General features: G+C 44.9%; 14 protein-coding genes and 2 rRNA genes. All 16 read left to right on the forward strand.

The annotated features are described in order from the left end of the window. The first annotated feature begins 151 nt into the window (after window positions 1-151). The 16 genes from tilS to N1I87_RS00465 all read left to right on the forward strand — a co-directional run bounded on the left by tilS (window position 152) and on the right by N1I87_RS00465 (window position 18641). A complete protein-coding gene (gene tilS, locus N1I87_RS00390) occupies window positions 152-1537 on the forward strand; it encodes a tRNA lysidine(34) synthetase TilS (RefSeq protein ID WP_341100184.1) in 1386 nt (461 codons plus the stop codon). Between the two features lie 114 nt (window positions 1538-1651). Continuing rightward, window positions 1652-2833 (forward strand): IS701 family transposase, encoded by a 1182-nt coding sequence (locus N1I87_RS00395; RefSeq protein ID WP_040037972.1) that lies wholly within the window; start codon window positions 1652-1654, stop codon window positions 2831-2833. A 97-nt stretch (window positions 2834-2930) separates the two neighbouring features. Further along, window positions 2931-3485: a hypoxanthine phosphoribosyltransferase gene (gene hpt, locus N1I87_RS00400; RefSeq protein ID WP_048622347.1), complete on the forward strand. Its 555-nt coding sequence runs from the start codon at window positions 2931-2933 to the stop codon at window positions 3483-3485. A 117-nt stretch (window positions 3486-3602) separates the two neighbouring features. Next, window positions 3603-5606 carry an ATP-dependent zinc metalloprotease FtsH gene (gene ftsH, locus N1I87_RS00405; protein WP_341100186.1) on the forward strand — a complete coding sequence of 668 codons (2004 nt, stop codon included), beginning with the start codon at window positions 3603-3605 and terminating at the stop codon, window positions 5604-5606. Between the two features lie 424 nt (window positions 5607-6030). Beyond that, entirely contained in the window at window positions 6031-6798 is a 768-nt protein-coding gene (locus tag N1I87_RS00410; RefSeq protein WP_040340791.1) for a type III pantothenate kinase, read from the forward strand. A gap of 14 nt (window positions 6799-6812) precedes the next feature. Further along, complete coding sequence (hslO, locus tag N1I87_RS00415) at window positions 6813-7691, forward strand: Hsp33 family molecular chaperone HslO (protein ID WP_341100187.1); 879 nt, start codon at window positions 6813-6815, stop codon at window positions 7689-7691. Between the two features lie 248 nt (window positions 7692-7939). Continuing rightward, window positions 7940-8869, forward strand: coding sequence for a cysteine synthase A (gene cysK / locus N1I87_RS00420; RefSeq protein WP_341100190.1), 930 nt, complete (start codon window positions 7940-7942; stop codon window positions 8867-8869). Between the two features lie 313 nt (window positions 8870-9182). Then, the gene (folP, locus tag N1I87_RS00425) at window positions 9183-10010 is read left to right on the forward strand and encodes a dihydropteroate synthase (protein ID WP_341100192.1); all 828 of its coding nucleotides are present in this window, start codon (window positions 9183-9185) and stop codon (window positions 10008-10010) included. Next, complete coding sequence (gene folB, locus N1I87_RS00430; RefSeq protein WP_040340789.1) at window positions 10003-10374, forward strand: dihydroneopterin aldolase; 372 nt, start codon at window positions 10003-10005, stop codon at window positions 10372-10374. Before folP ends, folB begins: the two co-directional genes overlap by 8 nt. Then, window positions 10367-10894, forward strand: a complete 528-nt coding sequence (folK, locus tag N1I87_RS00435; RefSeq protein ID WP_003352283.1) for a 2-amino-4-hydroxy-6-hydroxymethyldihydropteridine diphosphokinase — start codon at window positions 10367-10369, stop codon at window positions 10892-10894. The genes folB and folK overlap by 8 nt, the downstream gene beginning before the upstream one ends. Then, complete coding sequence (locus N1I87_RS00440) at window positions 10846-11052, forward strand: helix-turn-helix domain-containing protein (protein WP_048622354.1); 207 nt, start codon at window positions 10846-10848, stop codon at window positions 11050-11052. Before folK ends, N1I87_RS00440 begins: the two co-directional genes overlap by 49 nt. A gap of 25 nt (window positions 11053-11077) precedes the next feature. Continuing rightward, entirely contained in the window at window positions 11078-12073 is a 996-nt protein-coding gene (gene dusB / locus N1I87_RS00445; protein ID WP_270584646.1) for a tRNA dihydrouridine synthase DusB, read from the forward strand. 179 nt (window positions 12074-12252) lie between these two features. Beyond that, window positions 12253-13740, forward strand: coding sequence for a lysine--tRNA ligase (lysS, locus tag N1I87_RS00450; RefSeq protein ID WP_341100193.1), 1488 nt, complete (start codon window positions 12253-12255; stop codon window positions 13738-13740). An 8-nt stretch (window positions 13741-13748) separates the two neighbouring features. Beyond that, the gene (locus tag N1I87_RS00455; RefSeq protein WP_341100196.1) at window positions 13749-13925 is read left to right on the forward strand and encodes a hypothetical protein; all 177 of its coding nucleotides are present in this window, start codon (window positions 13749-13751) and stop codon (window positions 13923-13925) included. A 94-nt stretch (window positions 13926-14019) separates the two neighbouring features. After that, window positions 14020-15574: ribosomal RNA gene (locus N1I87_RS00460) — 16S ribosomal RNA — on the forward strand. Between the two features lie 134 nt (window positions 15575-15708). Then, a 23S ribosomal RNA gene (locus N1I87_RS00465) occupies window positions 15709-18641 on the forward strand. Together the 16S and 23S rRNA genes form the textbook arrangement of a ribosomal RNA operon. Window positions 18642-18653: the final 12 nt, after the last annotated feature.

Consider the following 18653-nt stretch of genomic DNA (forward strand, 5'->3'; position numbering starts at 1 on the left):
GTGTCTAATAGGAACTGCATTGCTGTTTTTACATTCACCACGTTCATGCTTATTTAGCGAGCGCTTTATTGTATAACAGAAAAATGGTCTATTCCGAATATCCCACATGGTGAAACCTTTCACCTGCTTTCAAGATAAAGGACGAATTGCGATGCTTGAGTATGAAGAAAAGGTCAGACAGTTTATTAAGAAACATCAATTGATTAATAAGGGCGATAAAATAGTCGTCGGGGTATCAGGTGGGCCGGATTCTTTATCTTTGTTGCACTATTTGGCGAGAAAACGAGATTTTTATGGGATCGATCTGTTTGCCGTTCACCTTGACCACATGTTTCGCGGGCAGGAGTCGTATGAAGAACTTCTGTTTGTTGAAGAATTTTGTAAAGAATTTCATATTCCGTGCTTATCCAAGCGGATCAACGTTAGTGAGATCATTCGAGACAATGGAACAGGGCTTCAAGAAACCGCTAGAATGGTGCGTTATCAAGTTTTTCAACAGGCAATGACCCAGTTTGCGGCTAATAAATTGGCGCTTGCGCATCATGGGGATGACCAGGTAGAAACGATCTTAATGCGGTTGACAAGAGGAACATCCGGGAAAGGAAGGGCAGGGATTCCTTATTTGAGGCCTTTCCACAATGGATGGATCATCCGTCCGTTGTTAGGCATAACGAAAGAGGAGATTTTAGCCTACTGTGATTTTTACAGACTGAATCCTCGAATCGACCCCAGCAATTCGAAAGGCGCATATACACGCAATCGTTTTCGTCTCGAAGTGCTTCCTTTTTTGAAAACAGAAAATCCGAAAGTTCATGAACATTTTCAAACATTTAGTGAGGAAATGCTGGACGATGAACGTTTTTTGCTAAAATTGACCTATGAAAGAATGGAAAACATATGGACGCACAAAAACGACGGAATTTCCTTGGATATTGAAGAGTTTCAAAAAATGCCTTTGTCTTTACAAAGAAGAGGGATTCATCTAATATTAAACTATCTTTATAAGAAAAAAACCCCATTTACAAATGTACATATTCGTCAAATTTTGCAATTGATCCAACATCACCACCCCTCTGGAAGCCTTGATCTTCCGGAAGGATTGAAAGTGATTCGGCAGTATCAGGAATGTTTTTTCGGTTTCATAAAGGATGAAACAAAAGAATATTCATATGAATTAAAAACGGAAGGAAAAGTTGTCCTTCCGAACGGTGACCAATTGATCCTGACAAAAAGGAAGAACGCGGACAAATTCCCATCAAAAGATGACCAATTTTGCCTGAATCGAGAAGCAGTCGCAATGCCGTTGATTATCCGTACGCGAAAACCGGGCGACCGCATCGCATTAAAAGGGATGGACGGATTCAAAAAGGTGAAAAAGGTTTTTATTGATTTGAAAGTACCGCGTTCTTATCGTGATCATTGGCCAATTGTGGCCGATTCCAAAGGGAAAGTTTTATGGATCCCGGGTCTTAGGAAATCGATCTTTGAAAAACAAAACGAAAATGAGAATGATGATATTTTAATTTATATTCTATAGATGAGCAAATTCGCTAACATAAATTTACAACCAAACAAAAAAAGAGACATGAACCCGATTCCTTGATTAGAATAGATGTGTCACCAAAACTATTCACAAGGAGGTTCATGTCTCATGAATAGATTAGCACATCATCAAGGAATCCACAAGTTTTTCACGATGTTGGGGTTGGCACTTTATTTTTCAAAACCTGTCATGAAGCATCTCGTTCATATCGTGGATGCGCTGACCACCAAAGGATTTGCGGGAACATTGACCGATCTTCATCATTGGAGCTTTCATCCGAACCACCGCACGACACTCAGCCATTTTTTCACGAAAAGCCCTTGGGATGAAGAGACGCTGCTTCGCAAACTTCAACAGTGGATGCTTCGTCGTGTCGAACGCATCGCCAAACAGGAGAATCAACCCCTTTTTGTTTCGATCGATGATACGATTTGCCAAAAAACCAAGCCTTCGTCACAGGCAACGCACGCCATTCAAGGGTGTGATTGGCACTATTCTCACACAGAGAAAAAGTCGATCTGGGGACATTCTCTCGTTTGGCTCATGGTTCATACGATGACCCAGGCTTTTCCCTTTGCGTTCCGCCTCTACGACAAGGCGGCTGGGAAAAGCAAGGGGGAACTCGCGATCGAGATGCTTTCTTCTTTGGATGTACACCGTCCTGTTTATGTGCTGATGGACTCTTGGTATCCATCGCAAACGCTCGTGGAAGCTTGTCTGAAAAAGGGATTCCACGTAATCGCAATGCTCAAGGCCAATCGGCTTCTTTATCCAAAAGGCATTGCGGTTCAGGTGAGGGAGTTTGCCCGCTACATCGAACCGAAAGACACTCACCTCGTCACGGTGGGAGAAGAGCGTTATCGGGTTTATCGCTACGAAGGCTCTCTCAAAGGTCTCGATGATGCCGTGGTGCTGCTCGCTTGGAAAGCCGATCAGCCGATGACATCGGAACATCTTCACTGCGTCTTGAGCACCGACCGGGATCTAAGCGATGAAGAGATCTTGCGCTACTATGCCCAGCGTTGGTCGATCGAATGTTTTTTCCGTCAAGCGAAAGACCAGCTGAAACTCGATGGATACCGCGTTCGCGGACGTCGGGCGGTGAAACGCTACTGGATCTTGGTGCAGCTTGCTTACGTGTACAGCATGTTCGAGTCGAACAGCGATTTTTCTGATGGGCTCGATCTTCTGCGCAAGAGAAAAGGACATAGCCTCGTGGAGTTCATTTACCGTGCAGCGAAACAAAATATTCCCATTGATACCGTGAAAAAACAGCTCCACGTGGCATAAGGGGTACCCTGTTTGTCTCTTTTACATGGTAATTATTGTAATTAAAATTGCTCAACTACAGTTATATTAAGCAAACATCATCTGGGGGGCAAACAAAGTGCTGAATCAGGATATTGAAAAAATTTTAATCACAGAAGAAGAGATCCAAGAAAAAATTAAAGAATTGGCTGGCTATTTGACAGAAGAATACAAGGACAAGTTTCCGCTTGTGATCGGCGTTTTGAAAGGAGCCATGCCGTTTATGGCGGATTTGTTGAAACGGGTGGACGCCTATTTGGAAATGGATTTTATGGATGTTTCCAGCTATGGCAATTCCACCGTTTCATCCGGAGAAGTGAAAATTGTGAAGGACCTTGATACTTCTGTCGAGGGGCGGGACATACTAATCGTTGAAGATATCATCGACAGCGGATTGACTTTAAGCTATTTAGTCGAGCTTTTCCGTTACCGTAAAGCAAATTCGATCAAGATCGTAACCCTTCTGGATAAACCGACAGGACGCAAGGCGAATATTGAAGCGGATTATGTTGGCTTCATCGTTCCGGATGAATTTGTGGTTGGTTACGGTTTGGATTATGCTGAAAAATACCGGAATTTACCTTTCATCGGGGTTTTAAAACCTGAAGTTTATAGGAATAATGAAAGCAAATAGGTAAAGTGGGTTGCGCGAATGAAAAAACGAATTCAAGGGATGATTATTGTTTGTAACACTAAGATTCAATATGATACTATTGTATATAGTTTTCTTGATGGTGGGAGGAGGTAAGGGATGAATCGCATTTTTCGCTATACCATATTTTACTTGCTAGTCTTTTTAGTGATTATTGGCGTTGTCGGTTATTTTAATAACAACAACCAGCCAACTAAAAATATAACGTATAACGAGTTTATATCTCACTTGGAAAATAATGATGTAAAGTCTTTTTCCATGCAGCCTGAGCGAGGCGTTTACGAAGTTCGCGGTCAATTAAAAGGTGATGATGGCAATTATTTTCAAACGTATGTCATGAACAGCGACACTCTTCTTAACCGCATCGACAATGCTGCGAAGAACGCCAGAGTGGAAGTGCTGCCTGCTAAGGAAACTAGCGGTTGGGTCTCCTTTTTTACTACAATTATTCCATTTTTGATTATCTTTATACTATTTTTCTTCTTATTAAACCAAGCGCAGGGCGGCGGAAGTCGTGTCATGAACTTCGGAAAAAGCAAAGCCCGGTTGTATAATGACGAGAAGAAAAAAGTACGCTTTCGGGATGTAGCTGGAGCTGATGAGGAAAAGCAGGAGCTGGTTGAAATTGTTGAATTCCTGAAAGATCCGCGTAAATTTTCCGAATTAGGAGCTCGTATTCCGAAAGGTGTGCTTTTAGTCGGACCTCCTGGGACAGGGAAAACTCTGCTTGCTCGAGCTGTAGCAGGCGAAGCGGGAGTCCCGTTTTTCTCCATTAGCGGTTCCGATTTTGTAGAAATGTTTGTTGGGGTTGGTGCTTCTCGTGTCCGGGATTTATTTGAGACAGCCAAAAAGAATGCCCCCTGTATTATTTTTATAGATGAAATTGATGCAGTTGGCCGTCAACGCGGTGCAGGTCTTGGTGGCGGACATGACGAAAGAGAACAAACGTTAAACCAATTGCTTGTTGAAATGGATGGATTTAGTGCAAATGAGGGGATTATCATCATTGCAGCAACAAACCGTCCGGATATTCTCGACCCAGCATTGTTGCGTCCGGGACGTTTCGACCGTCAAATCACAGTAGATCGTCCTGATGTAAATGGAAGAGAAGCAGTTCTTCGAGTTCACGCCCGCAATAAACCTTTAGATGATTCTGTAGATTTAAAGGCGATTGCGCAAAGAACTCCCGGTTTTTCTGGAGCAGATTTGGAAAACTTGTTAAACGAAGCGGCGCTTGTTGCGGCCCGTGCAAACAAGAAAAAAATAGATATGTCCGATATTGATGAGGCAACAGATCGTGTCATTGCCGGACCGGCCAAACGCAGTAAAGTGATTTCAGAAAAAGAACGAAGAATTGTGGCTTTCCACGAGGCAGGGCACACAGTGATTGGACTAGTACTGGATGATGCGGAAATGGTTCATAAAGTAACGATTGTCCCGCGCGGTCAAGCTGGTGGATATGCGGTTATGCTTCCGAAAGAAGATCGTTATTTTATGACAAAACCAGAATTGCTGGATAAGATCACAGGATTGCTTGGGGGTCGTGTATCGGAAGAGCTTACCTTCGGAGAAGTGTCGACTGGTGCTCATAATGATTTCCAACGCGCTACAAGTATCGCTCGCAGAATGGTAACCGAATTTGGAATGAGCGATAAATTGGGTCCGCTTCAGTTCGGACAATCTCAAGGCCAAGTGTTCCTTGGACGGGATTTAAACAGTGAGCAAAATTATTCGGATGCAATCGCTTACGAAATTGATCTTGAAATTCAGCGTATTATTAAAGAGTGTTATGAGCGCGCTAAAAAGATTCTGACTGAAAATCAAGATAAAGTGAAATTGATTGCCACAACATTGTTGGAAGTAGAAACGTTGGATGCGGCCCAAATTAAGCATTTAGTGGATCACGGCACTTTACCGGACCGCTCCGCTTCAACTGACAAAAAGGCAACAAACAATGATAATGTAAAGGTAAATATTCAGAAAAAAGAAGAGCCGCCGACGGAAGAATCGTATCAGAGTGATTCAACAGATCAGAGTGAATCGGATTCCAATTCTGATAAAAATCCCCCAAATTCAGGGAACGATGGGGACAAAACAGTTTAAGATCGACTCCTTCAAGAGAAAAGCAAGCTTGCTTGGAAGCATTTTTGGGCATAAAGTAAGACGACAATGATATAAAGCCTCCCGGATATCAAAGATGGAACAGCTTTGATATCCGGGAGGCTATTTTTGAAATGAAGCAGATAAACTTTCGCGGCAAACTTGTTTCATGAATACAGATGGGAAAAGAGCAGAATGGATTTTTAACGACTTTTTTGAGTTGGATGTTTGCGATGAACGAATATGGATACGTCTCTGCAGTAGATGAACATGGATTTCAACAAGTTGGATTTTTCGTTTAGTTTACGGCTAGTATCAACGGGTATGTTCGGAAACTTTTCTGCAAGAGCCAATCTTTACGAAAATCGGATATTCTGTGATATGATGTTGACAGGAATTTTTAAGATTAATATGTGTGGTGAGTGGGTTGATTTTTGTATTGGATGTAGGAAATACTAATACAGTATTAGGGGTATATGAAAAGGACGAATTAAAATTCCATTGGCGAATCGAAACGAACCGGAGTAAAACGGAAGATGAATACGGCATGTTGGTGAAATCTCTTTTTGAGCATGTGGGGATTCGCTTTGAAGATATTCATGGTATTATCATTTCATCGGTAGTCCCTCCTATTATGTTTTCCTTAGAGAGAATGTGTCAAAAGTATTTTCATGTGAACCCGCTGATTGTAGGTCCAGGAATTAAAACGGGGCTGGATATTAAATACGACAATCCGCGTGAAGTAGGAGCGGATCGAATTGTGAATGCGGTTGCCGGGATACACGAATACGGAAGTCCGTTAATTATCGTCGATTTTGGTACGGCAACTACTTATTGTTATATCAATGAGAAGGAACAGTATATGGGAGGAGCTATTGCCCCGGGCATTGGTATTTCCACGGAAGCTTTATATACTAGGGCATCAAAACTGCCCCGGATAGAAATTGCGGCACCCGACCATATCATTGGAAAAAGTACGGTTGCAGCCATGCAGTCCGGGATTTTTTATGGGTTTGTAGGACAGGTTGACGGCATTGTCAGTCGAATGAAAGCATATAGCAAAATTGAGCCGAAAGTGATTGCCACCGGGGGATTGGCCTCGCTTATTGCCAATGAGTCGGAAACCATCGATCACGTTGATCCGTTTTTGACGTTGAAAGGCTTGAGACTCATTTATAAGCGAAACATGGAATAGGAAAGGAGAAACATATGAGTGATTATTTAATAAAAGCCCTTGCTTTTGATGGCAAGGTCCGTGCTTATGCTGCCAACACAACCAACACAGTCGGAGAAGCACAAAGAAGACATTACACATGGCCTACAGCATCTGCAGCATTAGGGCGTACTATGACAGCCGGGGTCATGATGGGTTCCATGATGAAAGGAAACGCCAAAGTGACCATTAAAGTGGATGGCGGAGGCCCTATCGGGATTATTTTAGTAGACAGCGACGCGAACGGAAATGTCCGCGGCTATGTCACCAATCCTCAAACCCATTTCGATTTAAATGAACATGGAAAACTTGATGTCCGCCGTTCTGTTGGGACCTCAGGAACACTTACAGTCGTGAAAGATCTTGGATTAAGAGAAAATTTTTCCGGACAAGTTCCGATTGTATCCGGTGAACTTGGTGAAGATTTTACTTATTATTTTGCTTCCTCTGAACAAATCCCTTCTTCTGTCGGTGTGGGAGTCTTGGTGAATCCTGACAATTCGATTCTGGCTGCCGGAGGATTTATTATTCAATTGATGCCTGGCACCGATGATGATACGATTGACAGGATAGAAGAACGACTCAAAACGATTCCGCCCATTTCAAAGCTCATTCAGAATGGATTAACTCCGGAAGAAATTTTATTTGAAATTCTTGGGAAAGACCAAGTAAAAATACTGGATAAAATACCTGTTCAATTTAAGTGCAATTGTTCTAAGGAACGTTTTGCGACTGCCATTATTGGGCTTGGAAAAGAGGAAATTCAAGACATGATCGATGAAGATGGCCAAGCGGAAGCGCAATGTCATTTTTGCAATGCGAAGTATGTATTTACTAAAGACGAATTGGAAGCCATGCTGCAAGAGGCAAAATAAAGACCATCTATTGGGCGGGAAATTTTCCCGCCCGTTTTGATAATAGGGCTGTTGTTCCTTTTTTGGATACTTAAGATAGAATTCTCTATTAAATCATATTTTTTTAAAATAATATATTTTCCGTTTAAATCCAAAGATTTTTTTGTTTTATTATAAATTTCAGACATTATCAATTGACATTTTGATAATTTATTGGTAAATTATCTACGATAATACCAATAAAATTACTCGGTTTTGAGGTGATCGAAGTGGCAAAAATTGCGAATTCCATTACAGAATTGATCGGGAATACGCCGATTGTAAAGCTGAACAGAATTGTCGATGCCGATTCAGCTGATGTTTATTTAAAATTAGAGTATTTCAATCCGGGCAGCAGCGTAAAAGATCGTATTGCATTGGCCATGATCGAAGCGGCTGAAAAATCAGGAAAACTTCAACCTGGCGGAACGATCATTGAGCCTACAAGCGGAAACACCGGGATCGGACTTGCTATGGTAGCTGCGGCGAAAGGCTATCCTGCGATTTTTGTTATGCCGGAAACGATGAGTTTAGAACGTCGCAACCTTCTGAAAGCATATGGAGCTCAACTTGTTCTTACTCCAGGTCCCGAAGGAATGAAAGGCGCCATCAAAAAAGCAGAAGAGCTCGCTAAAGAAAATGGCTATCTGTTGCTTCAACAATTCGAAAACCTTGCTAACCCGGAAATTCATCGTCAAACGACCGGTAAAGAAATTGTAGAACAGTTCGGTGATGAACAACTGGACGCATTTGTGGCTGGTATCGGTACAGGCGGAACCATTACGGGAACGGGCCAAGTGCTGAAAGAAAAATATCCGAATATTAAAATTTATGCAGTAGAACCAGCAGATTCCCCGGTTTTATCCGGAGGACAACCTGGTCCACATAAAATTCAAGGAATTGGGGCAGGCTTCGTTCCTAAAGTTTTAGATACCGATGTTTATGACGAAGTGATTACGGTAACTACTGAACAAGCATTCGATTCTGCAAGAAAAGCTTCACTGAATGAAGGAGTGCTCGGAGGCATTTCCGCTGGCGCTGCCATTTATGCGGCTCTTCAAGTCGCCAAAAAGTTAGGAAAAGGCAAAAAAGTTTTGGCGATTGTTCCAGACAATGGGGAACGCTACTTAAGCACACCGCTTTATCAATTTGAAGACTAAGCTTTGAAAAAGCAAGCCGAAATGGCTTGCTTTTTTTATCCCTGTATTTCCTTGCATCCATCAACCCCCCTTAAGCTCGTAGGAATAACAACGCGGGGCATTAGTCTATCATTTTCCCTCAAAAAACCTTCCGGAATCGATTTCCACAACTTTACATGAATAGTAGCAATGAATAGTTTTTCGTTGATTACGGGCTGTTTTTGGTTTATAAAAACACCCGCGCGGCTTGCATCTGATTTGCCATCGTTTTTTCAAAAATTATGCTACAATAAGTCCAAAAGAGAAGTTCTAACGTGCTAAGGGGATGATTCATATGAAAGTGCTTGCGGGGCGCTTTCGGTTCGATTTTGATAAAAAAACGTATATTATGGGGATTTTAAATGTAACCCCTGATTCTTTTTCGGATGGCGGCAAGTTTTATTCGGTGGAGGATGCAGTATCTCATGCTATCGAGATGGTACAAGATGGAGCAGGGATTATCGATGTAGGAGGAGAATCTACACGTCCCGGCCATAAGCCTGTTTCGATAGAGGAAGAATTGCGAAGGGTGATTCCGGTCATTCAAGAAGTATCCAAGCGAGTAGATGCGCCTATTTCCATTGACACCTTTAAGGCGAGGACGGCAGCGGAAGCGATTGAAGCAGGTGCCCATATAATTAATGATGTTTGGGGAGCCAAACAAGACCCGGAAATTGCGGATGTGGCAGCGGAAAAAAAAGTGCCGATCATTTTGATGCATAACCGCCCTAATATGGATTATGAAAATTTTGTAAGAGATGTTTTGTTTGATTTATATGAAAGTATTGAGATAGCGAAAAAAGCGGGTGTTCCCGACGAAAAAATCATTTTGGATCCGGGTATTGGTTTTGCGAAAGATAGAGATCAAGATATGCTGTTGATGCAAAATCTCGATAAAATTGTGGCTCTTGGCTATCCTGTACTTTTAGCTACTTCTAGAAAAAGAGTAATTGGGCATGTGCTGGACCTTCCGGTAGAAGAAAGGATGGAAGGGACAGGCGCAACTTGTTTATTTGGCATGCAAAAAGGATGTCATATCGTACGTGTACACGATGTGAAACCGATCAGCCGAATGGTGAAAATGATGGATGCACTAATGGGAAAAGGTGAGAGGATTGGATAAAGTGATCTTAAAAGGGATGGGATTTTACGCCTATCACGGGGTCTATCCCGAAGAAAACCGACTAGGACAACGGTTCGAAGTGGACGCAGAATTACGGTTATCTTTAAAAAAAGCAGGAGAAACAGACGATTTAACTCAATCAGTCAATTATGCGGAAGTTTACATGGTTTGTAAAGAAATCATGGAGAAACAAACTTTTCGATTGGTGGAAACGGCTGCGGAGACAATCGCTAGACAAATATTAGAAAAGTTTCCGATTGTAAATGAATGCACCATTAAGGTGGTGAAACCCAATCCTCCCATCCCGGGCCATTACAATTATGTAGCGGTAGAGATTACTAGAGGCAGGGAAAATCATGAATAATATTGCATATTTATCGCTTGGTTCAAATCTCGGCGATCGGATGAATTATTTGAAACATGCCATTCAGGCATTGGCTTGTCATCCGAAGATAAACGTTCTGGCTATTTCTTCCGTTTATGAAACGGATCCGGTCGGATATACTGATCAAGGGAAGTTTTTAAATATGGCAGTTAAAATAAAAACATCGCTTGATGCCGAAGAATTGCTGGAAACTTGCCTGGAAATTGAAAAGTCGCTAGGGAGAGTAAGAGAAACAAAATGGGGGCCAAGAACGATCGATCTTGACATTTTGCTTTATAATAATGAAAATAGGAAAACAGATCGTTTGATCATACCGCACCCACGAATGCACGAAAGGTTGTTTGTACTTATTCCGATTTTAGAAATCGATCCTTTTTTAAAGATCCCGACAATAGATAAACCTTTAATTGACATATTAGAACAAATTCCAAACAAAGAAGGGGTACGGTTATGGAAACAGATAAATGGGGAAGACGTATACGCGCTTTTCGAAAGCTAAAGGGATATACTCAAGAGGGATTGGCGAATGAATTAGGAATTTCGGTTTCGGTTTTAGGAGAGATTGAAAGGGGAAACCGCTTGCCGACAGAAGAATTTTTAAGGCAAGTGGCTGAATGCCTGCAAATTTCAATGGAAGAGCTTAACCCTTCCGACTAAATAAACGTAAAAGGGGATAGAGCATATGCTTAAAATAGGAAATATCGAAATGAAAAACCCGGTGGTTCTTGCGCCGATGGCTGGCGTTTGCAACTCGGCTTTTCGATTGACAGTAAAAGAGTTTGGCGCAGGGCTTGTTTATGCGGAAATGGTGAGTGACAAGGGAATTATTTTTAAAAACGAAAAAACAATGAACATGCTCTATATCGATGAACGCGAAAAACCGCTCAGTTTGCAGATTTTCGGCGGAGAAAAAGAATCTCTCGTAGAAGCGGCCAAGTTCGTTGATAAAAATACGAACGCCGATATTATTGATATCAATATGGGATGCCCAGTGCCTAAAATTACAAAATGCGATGCTGGGGCAAAATGGTTGCTTGACCCCAATAAAATTTATGAAATGGTAGCTGCTGTTGTTGACGCAGTGGAAAAACCGGTGACCGTTAAAATGAGAATAGGCTGGGATGAGGAACATATCTATGCAGTGGAAAATGCGCAAGCAGTAGAACGCGCAGGCGGACAAGCGGTTGCCGTTCATGGAAGAACAAGAGCTCAAATGTACGAAGGCACATCAAACTGGGACATTATCCGTGAAGTAAAACAAGCTGTAAGCATTCCTGTCATCGGTAACGGCGATGTCAGTACGCCGCAGGATGCAAAAAGAATGCTTGAAGAAGTAGGCTGCGATGGCGTCATGATAGGGAGAGCCGCACTTGGAAATCCTTGGATGATTTATCGGACCGTTAAATATCTCGAAACTGGAGAGTTAATTGGTGAACCTACCCCGAGAGAAAAGATCGATGTCTGCATTCTTCACTTGGATCGTTTGATTGCTTTGAAAAATGAAGAAATTGCTGTTAGAGAAATGAGAAAACACGCGTCATGGTATTTAAAAGGAATTCGCGGAAACGCCAAAGTCAGAAATGCGATTAATGCCTGCACGACTCGAGATGAACTTGTCAATCTGCTGACTTCTTTTGTGGAAGAACTAGAAGAAAAACAATCTGTTCAAGCAGGATGAATAGAAACTGCCAACTTATTGGCAGTTTTTTTGTAAGGAAGTTTTCCATAAACATTGCTATTTGGGACAAATAAATTATAAAATAATAGGGATGTCTATATATGAAGAACATGCACAATCGTAAATGTATAAACGTGCGGCCCATCAATAAATAAATATCAGATGTAGGAGTGAAAAAAATGAGTCATGAAGATACACATGATCAATTTGCTGTAAGAAGAGAAAAATTAGAATCTCTTCGCAGTAAAGGAATCGATCCGTTCGGCAAACGCTTCGAGCGCACGCATCTATCTCAAGAAATAAGATCTGAATATGAAGCTCTTGAAAATGAAGAATTAGAGAATAAAAACGTAAAAGTAGCGGTGGCTGGAAGAATTATGACAAAACGCGGCAAAGGGAAAGCAGGTTTTGCTCATATACAGGATTTGACCGGCCAAATTCAAATTTATGTACGCAAAGATAATGTTGGAGACAGCGAATACGATTTGTTTAAAACAGCAGATTTAGGAGACATCGTTGGCGTTACAGGTACTGTTTTTAAAACAAAAGTCGGTGAATTATCGATCAAAGTGGACCAATTTGAACTGTTAACCAAATCTCTTCGCCCGCTCCCTGATAAATTCCACGGTTTAAAAGATGTCGAACAACGCTATCGCCAGCGCTACTTAGATTTAATCGTCAATCCTGAAAGCAAACAAACGTTTATTACAAGAAGCTTAATCATTCAATCGATGCGTCGGTATTTGGATGCTCACGGCTACCTTGAAGTAGAAACGCCTATGATGCATGCGATTGCCGGAGGAGCAGCAGCCCGTCCGTTTATTACTCATCATAACGCTTTGGACATGCCTTTGTATATGCGCATTGCCATTGAGCTTCATTTAAAGCGTCTGATTGTCGGAGGGTTAGAAAAGGTATATGAAATTGGACGAGTTTTTAGAAACGAAGGAATTTCAACTCGTCATAACCCCGAGTTCACCATGATAGAGTTATATGAAGCTTATGCTGATTATACGGATATCATGAAGCTTACAGAAAATTTAATCTCTCATATAGCGCAAGAAGTGCTGGGAACTCAAGTTATTCAGTATGGGGAACATACGGTTGATCTTACCCCTGAGTGGAGACGTCTGCACATGGTCGATGCTATTAAAGAATATACAGGCGTTGACTTCTGGAAACAAATGAGCGATGAAGAGGCTCGTGCGTTGGCGAAAGAACATAATATTGAGATAACAGATAATATGAAATTCGGTCATATTGTTAATGAATTTTTTGAACAACGAGTGGAAGACAAACTCATTCAACCTACTTTTGTTTATGGCCATCCTGTGGAAATTTCTCCTTTGGCTAAGAAAAACGAAAAAGATCCAAGATTTACGGATCGCTTTGAGTTGTTTATTGTTGGCCGCGAACACGCCAATGCATTTACGGAATTAAATGACCCGATTGATCAGCGTCAGCGTTTTGAAGCTCAGTTAAAAGAACGCGAACAAGGCAATGATGAAGCTCATATGATGGATGAAGATTTTGTGGAAGCTCTGGAATACGGAATGCCACCTACAGGCGGTTTGGGAATCGGTGTTGACCGCTTGGTTATGTTGTTAACCAACTCACCGTCCATTCGGGATGTGCTGCTTTTCCCATTAATGCGTCAAAGAGATTAGGAGAGACTGTGGCTGCTGAAACTGTTGCATACAGTAGTTTCAGCAGCCGTTTTTTATTAAAAAAATACTTGCGCATTTTCTGGACAGGTGATATATTTATTTCCGTTGTCGCTGTTAAATCACGCACGATCAAAGATCTTTCAAAAAAAGTATTGACGTTGTGTGAGAAGAGTGATAATATATAAAAGTCGCTGATTTGCGAACAGAATGGATCCTTGAAAACTGAACAAAACGAAGCGTAAACCAATGTTTCGATAGAAACAAGCCAAGTCAAATTTCTTTTTGGAGAGTTTGATCCTGGCTCAGGACGAACGCTGGCGGCGTGCCTAATACATGCAAGTCGAGCGGACTTTCAAGAAGCTTGCTTTTTGAAAGTTAGCGGCGGACGGGTGAGTAACACGTGGGCAACCTGCCTGCAAGACGGGGATAACACCGGGAAACCGGGGCTAATACCGGATAACATCTTTCTTCGCATGAAGGAAGGTTGAAAGGCGGCGCAAGCTGCCGCTTGCAGATGGGCCCGCGGCGCATTAGCTAGTTGGTGAGGTAACGGCTCACCAAGGCGACGATGCGTAGCCGACCTGAGAGGGTGATCGGCCACACTGGGACTGAGACACGGCCCAGACTCCTACGGGAGGCAGCAGTAGGGAATCTTCCGCAATGGACGAAAGTCTGACGGAGCAACGCCGCGTGAGCGAAGAAGGTCTTCGGATCGTAAAGCTCTGTTGTCAGGGAAGAACAAGTACCGTTCGAACAGGGCGGTACCTTGACGGTACCTGACCAGAAAGCCACGGCTAACTACGTGCCAGCAGCCGCGGTAATACGTAGGTGGCAAGCGTTGTCCGGAATTATTGGGCGTAAAGCGCGCGCAGGCGGTCTCTTAAGTCTGATGTGAAAGCCCACGGCTCAACCGTGGAGGGTCATTGGAAACTGGGAGACTTGAGTGCAGAAGAGGAGAGCGGAATTCCACGTGTAGCGGTGAAATGCGTAGAGATGTGGAGGAACACCAGTGGCGAAGGCGGCTCTCTGGTCTGTAACTGACGCTGAGGCGCGAAAGCGTGGGGAGCGAACAGGATTAGATACCCTGGTAGTCCACGCCGTAAACGATGAGTGCTAAGTGTTAGAGGGCTTCCACCCTTTAGTGCTGCAGCTAACGCATTAAGCACTCCGCCTGGGGAGTACGGCCGCAAGGCTGAAACTCAAAGGAATTGACGGGGGCCCGCACAAGCGGTGGAGCATGTGGTTTAATTCGAAGCAACGCGAAGAACCTTACCAGGTCTTGACATCCTTCGCTACCTCTAGAGATAGAGGGTTCCCCTTCGGGGGACGGAGTGACAGGTGGTGCATGGTTGTCGTCAGCTCGTGTCGTGAGATGTTGGGTTAAGTCCCGCAACGAGCGCAACCCTTGACCTTAGTTGCCAGCATTCAGTTGGGCACTCTAAGGTGACTGCCGGTGACAAACCGGAGGAAGGTGGGGATGACGTCAAATCATCATGCCCCTTATGACCTGGGCTACACACGTGCTACAATGGATGGTACAAAGGGTCGCGAAACCGCGAGGTGGAGCCAATCCCAAAAAACCATTCTCAGTTCGGATTGCAGGCTGCAACTCGCCTGCATGAAGCCGGAATCGCTAGTAATCGCGGATCAGCATGCCGCGGTGAATACGTTCCCGGGCCTTGTACACACCGCCCGTCACACCACGAGAGTTTGCAACACCCGAAGTCGGTGAGGTAACCCTTACGGGAGCCAGCCGCCGAAGGTGGGGCAGATGATTGGGGTGAAGTCGTAACAAGGTAGCCGTATCGGAAGGTGCGGCTGGATCACCTCCTTTCTAAGGATATCAATTGTACGCTTTTGTTTTGTTCAGTTTTGAAGGATTTCATCCTTCCAAGTTGTTCCTTGAAAACTAGATAGAAGAAAGAAGCAGCATAAACCGAGTATCGCCATCTAGGATAAAACCAACATGGTTAAGTTAGAAAGGGCGCACGGTGGATGCCTTGGCACTAGGAGCCGATGAAGGACGGGACTAACTCCGAAAAGCTCCGGGGAGCTGTACGTAAGCGTTGATCCGGAGATTTCCGAATGGGGAAACCCGCTGCCCGTAATGGGGCAGCATCCTTGCCTGAATCCATAGGGTAAGGAAGGCAACCCGGGGAACTGAAACATCTAAGTACCCGGAGGAAGAGAAAGCAACAGCGATTCCCTGAGTAGCGGCGAGCGAAACGGGAACAGCCCAAACCAGAAGGCTTGCCTTCTGGGGTTGTAGGACACCAATGGTGGAGTCACAAAGGAACGAGGTAGACGAAGAGGTCTGGAAAGGCCCGTCAGAGAAGGTAACAACCCTGTAGTCGAAACTTCGTTCCCTCCCTGGTGGATCCTGAGTACGGCGGGACACGAGGAATCCCGTCGGAAGCTGGGAGGACCATCTCCCAAGGCTAAATACTCCCTAGTGACCGATAGTGAACCAGTACCGTGAGGGAAAGGTGAAAAGCACCCCGGGAGGGGAGTGAAAGAGAACCTGAAACCGTGTGCCTACAAGTAGTCAGAGCCCGTTTATGGGTGATGGCGTGCCTTTTGTAGAATGAACCGGCGAGTTGCGATCTCATGCGAGGTTAAGTCGGAAAGACGGAGCCGCAGCGAAAGCGAGTCTGAACAGGGCGCATGAGTATGGGGTCGCAGACCCGAAACCAGGTGATCTACCCATGTCCAGGGTGAAGGTGAGGTAACACTTACTGGAGGCCCGAACCCACGCACGTTGAAAAGTGCGGGGATGAGGTGTGGGTAGGGGTGAAATTCCAATCGAACTTGGAGATAGCTGGTTCTCTCCGAAATAGCTTTAGGGCTAGCCTCAAGGGAAGAGTCTTGGAGGTAGAGCACTGTTTGGACTAGGGGCCCTCATCGGGTTACCGAATTCAGACAAACTCCGAATGCCAGTGACTTATCCTTGGGAGTCAGACTGCGAGTGATAAGATCCGTGGTCAAAAGGGAAACAGCCCAGACCGCCAGCTAAGGTCCCAAAGTATACGTTAAGTGGAAAAGGATGTGGAATTGCTTAGACAACCAGGATGTTGGCTTAGAAGCAGCCACCATTCAAAGAGTGCGTAATAGCTCACTGGTCGAGTGATTCTGCGCCGAAAATGTACCGGGGCTAAACGTATCACCGAAGCTGCGGGTGGACACCTTCGGGTGTCCGCGGTAGGAGAGCGTTCTAAGGGCAGAGAAGCCAGACCGGAAGGACTGGTGGAGCGCTTAGAAGTGAGAATGCCGGTATGAGTAGCGAAAGAAGGGTGAGAATCCCTTCCACCGAATGCCTAAGGTTTCCTGAGGAAGGCTCGTCCTCTCAGGGTTAGTCGGGACCTAAGCCGAGGCCGACAGGCGTAGGCGATGGACAACAGGTTGATATTCCTGTACCACCTCTTTTCCGTTTGAGCGATGGGGGGACGCAGGAGGATAGGGTAAGCGCACTGTTGGATGTGCGTCCAAGCAGTGAGAGGGGCAGCGAGGCAAATCCCGTTGCCATTCACCTCAAGCTGTGACGGCGAGGGAAATATAGTACCGAAGTTCCTGATTCCACACTGCCAAGAAAAGCCTCTAGCGAGGAAAAAGGTGCCCGTACCGCAAACCGACACAGGTAGGCGAGGAGAGAATCCTAAGGTGTGCGAGAGAACTCTCGTTAAGGAACTCGGCAAAATGACCCCGTAACTTCGGGAGAAGGGGTGCTTTTTGGGGTGCATAGCCCCGAGAAGCCGCAGTGAATAGGCCCAGGCGACTGTTTAGCAAAAACACAGGTCTCTGCGAAGCCGTAAGGCGAAGTATAGGGGCTGACGCCTGCCCGGTGCTGGAAGGTTAAGGGGAGCGCTTAAAGCTTTGCTTGAAGGTGCGAACCGAAGCCCCAGTAAACGGCGGCCGTAACTATAACGGTCCTAAGGTAGCGAAATTCCTTGTCAGGTAAGTTCTGACCCGCACGAAAGGCGTAACGATCTGGGCACTGTCTCAACGAGAGACTCGGTGAAATTATAGTACCTGTGAAGATGCAGGTTACCCGCGACAGGACGGAAAGACCCCGTGGAGCTTTACTGCAGCCTGATATTGAATTTTGGTACAGCTTGTACAGGATAGGTAGGAGCCTGAGAGACATGAGCGCCAGCTTGTGTGGAGGCGCCGGTGGGATACTACCCTGGCTGTACTGAAATTCTAACCCGCACCCCTGATCGGGGTGGGAGACAGTGTCAGGTGGGCAGTTTGACTGGGGCGGTCGCCTCCTAAAAGGTAACGGAGGCGCCCAAAGGTTCCCTCAGAATGGTTGGAAATCATTCGCAGAGTGCAAAGGCAGAAGGGAGCTTGACTGCGAGACCTACAAGTCGAGCAGGGACGAAAGTCGGGCTTAGTGATCCGGTGGTTCCGTATGGAAGGGCCATCGCTCAACGGATAAAAGCTACCCCGGGGATAACAGGCTTATCTCCCCCAAGAGTCCACATCGACGGGGAGGTTTGGCACCTCGATGTCGGCTCATCGCATCCTGGGGCTGTAGTCGGTCCCAAGGGTTGGGCTGTTCGCCCATTAAAGCGGTACGCGAGCTGGGTTCAGAACGTCGTGAGACAGTTCGGTCCCTATCCGTCGCGGGCGCAGGAAATTTGAGAGGAGCTGTCCTTAGTACGAGAGGACCGGGATGGACGCACCGCTGGTGTACCAGTTGTCTCGCCAGAGGCATCGCTGGGTAGCTATGTGCGGAAGGGATAAGTGCTGAAAGCATCTAAGCATGAAGCCCCCCTCAAGATGAGATTTCCCATTTCTTCGGAAAGTAAGATCCCTGAAAGATGATCAGGTAGATAGGTCCGAGGTGGAAGCGTGGTGACACGTGGAGCTGACGGATACTAATCGATCGAGGACTTAACCAAATGAAAGAGCGA

The sequence above is a fragment of the Bacillus sp. FSL W8-0102 genome (genome assembly GCF_038007225.1).
GTDB lineage: Bacteria > Bacillota > Bacilli > Bacillales > DSM-4216 > Bacillus_O > Bacillus_O smithii.

Bases quoted from the DNA above. Each gene is read 5' to 3' on its own strand.
- tilS (WP_341100184.1), top strand. From the start codon at position 152: ATGCTTGAGTATGAAGAAAAGGTCAGACAGTTTATTAAGAAACATCAA.
- folP (WP_341100192.1), top strand. From the start codon at position 9,183: ATGAAAGTGCTTGCGGGGCGCTTTCGGTTCGATTTTGATAAAAAAACG.
- N1I87_RS00395 (WP_040037972.1), top strand. From the start codon at position 1,652: ATGAATAGATTAGCACATCATCAAGGAATCCACAAGTTTTTCACGATG.
- N1I87_RS00440 (WP_048622354.1), top strand. From the start codon at position 10,846: ATGGAAACAGATAAATGGGGAAGACGTATACGCGCTTTTCGAAAGCTA.
- ftsH (WP_341100186.1), top strand. From the start codon at position 3,603: ATGAATCGCATTTTTCGCTATACCATATTTTACTTGCTAGTCTTTTTA.
- dusB (WP_270584646.1), top strand. From the start codon at position 11,078: ATGCTTAAAATAGGAAATATCGAAATGAAAAACCCGGTGGTTCTTGCG.
- lysS (WP_341100193.1), top strand. From the start codon at position 12,253: ATGAGTCATGAAGATACACATGATCAATTTGCTGTAAGAAGAGAAAAA.
- folK (WP_003352283.1), top strand. From the start codon at position 10,367: ATGAATAATATTGCATATTTATCGCTTGGTTCAAATCTCGGCGATCGG.
- hslO (WP_341100187.1), top strand. From the start codon at position 6,813: ATGAGTGATTATTTAATAAAAGCCCTTGCTTTTGATGGCAAGGTCCGT.